Genomic DNA, 3860 nt, shown 5'->3' on the forward strand with positions numbered 1-3860 from the left:
CTGCCCTTGCCCTGGCCGGACGGCTTGTTCGCGCCCTTGCCCGATGCCGGCGTCCGGCCCGGTGCGGAGCCCTTTCCCGCAGCGGTGCCCTTCCCCGCGCCGGAGCCTCCGCCGTCGTTCTTCCCCGTGTTCTTGCGGGTCTTGCCCTTGCCCTGTTGTTCCTGCACCGAGGGCTGGCGCGAACTGCGCGCCGTGCGGCCGCGGACAATTCCGATGAACTCCTCGATTGCGGCCTCGGTCCGGTCGGTGAGCCACGCGAGGCCGATCTGCGTCTCGGGGTGATCGGTGACCGTGCGGTACACCACGTCCTTGCGGTTGTAGAGCCGGGCCACGGACATCGGCAGGATCATCAGTCCCGCCCCGGACGCCACTACCTCGATGCCTGTCTTGGCGCCGCCCATTTCCCCGGGGTCCAGGAAGTTCTCGTGCGCGATCTCCCGATACGGGACTTCCTCGTCGTAGAGGGCAACATCGTGTTCCTTCGGCGCGACCACCACGGGCAGTTCCGCATACAGCGGGATCACGCTCAGCCCCTCGCGGTCCACGGGCAGCCGGACGAAGCTCAGGTCGGCACGGCCGTCGCGCAGGATGGCCGTCTGCTCCTCCTCGCCGCACTGGAAAGCGGTCAGCGGGACGTCGGGCAGCCGCTCCGCCCACCGGCGGGTCCACTTCCCCGGTGTCACGCCCGGGACATAGCCGACCTTCAGTCCGGCCAATTGGGCCGTGGTCGTCGGCTCCTGGTCTGCATCCTGCACTTCATCACCGTAGCGCAGGGCGGCTAGGCTGGGCTTATGAGCGCGAAATCGGCACAATCCATGAAACCGGCCACGGCCGCCAAGAAACTGGGCATCTACTTGCCCGCGGCCCCGCAGGAGTTCCAGGACAGCCTGATCTCGCGGGAGGAATTCAACCAGCTGCAATCCGATCCGCCGGAATGGCTGGCGGAGCTGCGCCGCAACGGTCCGCATCCGCGGCCGGAGGTGGCCCGTAAACTCAACGTCTCCATCTCCGGTCTGGCACGCGGCGGCATCACGGAGCCGCTGACGACGGCCGAAATCACCGCTTTACTGCAGGATCCGCCGGAATGGCTGGTGGCGGAACGTGCCTCGTTCGCCGCCGTGCGTGCCGAGGAGCAGCGCGTGAAGGCCGCCGGCAAGCAGGGCTGATCAGCAGCCGCCGAGCGCGCCGCGGGCCCCCCTCCTCGCTGATCAAGCGGTGAGCGAGGCGGGCCCCTCCCCCGCTGACCAAGCGGTCAGCGAGGCGGGCCCCCTCCCCCGCTAACCAAGCGGTCAGCGAGGGCCCGGTATCCGTTAACGCCAAGAGCCCCGGTCCGAAGACCGGGGCTCTTGCTCTGCGTGCGCGAGGGGGGATTTGAACCCCCACGCCCTTTCGGACACTGGCACCTGAAGCCAGCGCGTCTGCCGTTCCGCCACTCGCGCGCATTGTTCCTGCCCTCTCGGCGTGCCAACCGGTTTCCCGGTTCGCTTTCCTCAAGAACAGCGAGATCAATAGTAGCGTGAAACAGTCCCAAATTCCCAATCGGGGCGCCGGCCCCCTTGGATACCGCGCAACGACGGGGATCGGAGGGCCTGCGCCGCGGGCCGCACGCCCCGCCGTCGTGATTCCGCGATGGTGAGCTTCACCACGCCCCGGCGCCGCCGCGCCCGCGGCGATCGTTGCCGAATGGGGCCTTTTGGGACACGCCCAAGTAGTATCGAAGGGAAGAATCGCCAGACAGGTGTGCCCTGTCCGCTGTCGCAGCGGGGGGCAGACCTGACCACAACTCTGGGAGGAGGCGGCCCGATGGGCATTCTGGACAGTATGGAGCGCGGCATCGAGAAGATGGTCCGCGGCGCCTTCTCTGTCGGCGGCAAGGGCCAGGTGCAGCCGGTGGAGATCGCAAGCCGCCTGCGCCGCGAACTGGACAACGGTTCCATCACCTTGGCCCAGGGCCGCACGTTGGCTCCCAACGTCTTCGACGTCAGGCTGGGCGATTCCGACTACGCGATGGCTGAACAATGGGGCGCCACCCTGGCCGAAGAACTGTGCGACGTGGTCATCCGCCACGTCAACAGCCAGAAGTACACCCTGCAGGGCCCGGTGCGCGTTTCCTTCACCAAGGACGACGCACTCAAGGGCGGCGACTTCGAAGTCGAGGCCACGGTCGTGAAGTCCGAGGGCCACCAGCCGCAGCCCCTGCAGCGCAGTGCCCCCGCGGCGCCGTCGCGCCAGCCCACCCTGCTGACGCCCGTGTTGGAAATCAACGGGCAGCGCTACTCGCTCAACGCGCCGTCCATCGTGCTCGGACGCTCCTCCGAGGCCGACATCATGGTGGACGACACCGGGGTCTCGCGGCGCCATCTGGAGATCCGCACCGACGGCGGGTCGGCCGTGGCCGTGGATCTCGGTTCCACCAACGGCAGCTATGTCAATGGCCAGAAGATCGACGGCCGGATTGACCTCACCGACGGCTCCGTCATCACGATGGGCCGCACCCGCATTACCTTCCGCCTGCTGCCGACACGGGGCGGCGGGGCCTAATGGGCGAGCTTGTCGTCACCGCGTTGCGGTTCGGTTTCCTGATCCTGCTCTGGATCATGATCATCAGCATCGTCTCCGCACTGCGGCGGGACCTGCAGATCGGCAAGCGCAGCCGCACCGGATCCCCCACTGCGCGCGAAGTCCGGAAGAATCCCGACCTGGCGGACGCTCCGGCCCCCCGGGTGGCTCCGCGCCGCCTGGTGGTCACGGAAGGGCCGCTGGCCGGCCACTCGCTGGAACTGGCCGCGAGCCCCATCCTGTTGGGCCGGGCCCAGGAAGCAACGCTGGTGCTGGAGGACGATTACGCCTCCGGCCGGCACGCCCGCCTCTTTCCGCAGGGCAGCCGCTGGTTCATCGAGGACCTCGGCTCCACCAACGGCACCTACCTGGCCGAGAACCAGCTGACGCGGGCGCTGCCCGTTGATCCCGGCGTTCCCATCCGGATCGGCAAGACGGTCATTGAGTTGAGGCCCTGACGGTGGCTCTGGTTCTGCGCTATGCGGCGCGGTCTGACGTGGGTAAGGCACGGTCTAAAAACGACGACTCCGCCTACGCCGGGCGTTATCTTGCCGTGGTGGCCGACGGCATGGGCGGCCATGCCGGCGGTGACGTGGCCTCGGCGTCCACGGTGCTGGACCTGGTCCATCTGGACCGCTCGGGCCATCAGGACCCTGCCAACGTGCTGGCCGACGAGATCCAGACCGCCAATTCCATCCTTTCGGAGCTGGTGCAGACCAGTCCCAAGCTGGCGGGCATGGGCACCACCGTCACCGCCTTGCTGCTGCATGACGACAAGCTCGAATTCGCCCACATCGGCGATTCCCGTGCCTATCGGCTGAAAAACGGCATCTTCGAGCAGATCAGCGTGGACCACACTTTCGTCCAACGGCTCATCGACGAAGGCCGGCTCCTTCCGGCGGAAGCCGAAATCCACCCGCACCGCAACGTGCTGATGCGCGTCTTGGGCGACGTCGATGCCAGTCCCGAACTCGACCTGGCCAGCCATCAGGCCGAGCCGGGGGAGAAATGGCTGCTCTGCTCCGATGGACTCAACGCCGTCGTGCCGGACAGTGTGGTGGAATCCGTGGTGCGCAACGCGCCCACCCTGCAGGACGCCGTCGATCAGCTGGTGGAGCTGACGCTTGACGGCGGTTCCCCGGACAACGTGACCATCGTGATGATCGAAGTCGCCGAAGCGGCGCCGGAGGCGGCTGACACCGCCTCCCTCGGCCTCGCCCCGGAACGACCGAAGGCATCGGCCTTGAAGCACGACGGCGCCGCCTCCCCTGTCGCGGCGATGCCCGCCGACGGAGCCTCCC

5 protein-coding genes and 1 tRNA gene are annotated in these 3860 nt (G+C 67.8%); 4 read left to right on the plus strand and 2 right to left on the minus strand.

What is annotated here, in order from left to right; genetic code table 11:
- The coding region (locus AC5RUJ_RS12445; RefSeq protein WP_494155931.1) for a LysR family substrate-binding domain-containing protein at window positions 1-755 on the minus strand (755 nt) is incomplete at its 3' end.
- Between the two features lie 60 nt (window positions 756-815).
- On the opposite strand from AC5RUJ_RS12445, the gene AC5RUJ_RS12450 reads away from it, so the two are divergent.
- Window positions 816-1166, plus strand: a complete 351-nt coding sequence (locus AC5RUJ_RS12450; protein ID WP_494001331.1) for a DUF5997 family protein — start codon at window positions 816-818, stop codon at window positions 1164-1166.
- A gap of 190 nt (window positions 1167-1356) precedes the next feature.
- Here the strand turns inward: AC5RUJ_RS12450 and AC5RUJ_RS12455 are convergent.
- Window positions 1357-1439: transfer RNA gene (locus tag AC5RUJ_RS12455), tRNA-Leu, on the minus strand.
- Between the two features lie 364 nt (window positions 1440-1803).
- On the opposite strand from AC5RUJ_RS12455, the gene AC5RUJ_RS12460 reads away from it, so the two are divergent.
- The 3 genes from AC5RUJ_RS12460 to AC5RUJ_RS12470 all read left to right on the plus strand — a co-directional run.
- Window positions 1804-2541, plus strand: coding sequence for an FHA domain-containing protein (locus AC5RUJ_RS12460; protein WP_494013421.1), 738 nt, complete (start codon window positions 1804-1806; stop codon window positions 2539-2541).
- On the plus strand, window positions 2541-3017 hold the full coding sequence (locus tag AC5RUJ_RS12465) for an FHA domain-containing protein FhaB/FipA (protein ID WP_493978260.1): 477 nt from the start codon (window positions 2541-2543) through the stop codon (window positions 3015-3017). Before AC5RUJ_RS12460 ends, AC5RUJ_RS12465 begins: the two co-directional genes overlap by 1 nt.
- Window positions 3018-3019: 2 nt before the next feature.
- Window positions 3020-3860 (plus strand): PP2C family protein-serine/threonine phosphatase (locus AC5RUJ_RS12470; RefSeq protein WP_494155932.1); only part of this gene is annotated, 841 nt, incomplete at its 3' end.

Source organism: Arthrobacter sp. Y3223164 (assembly GCF_059091005.1).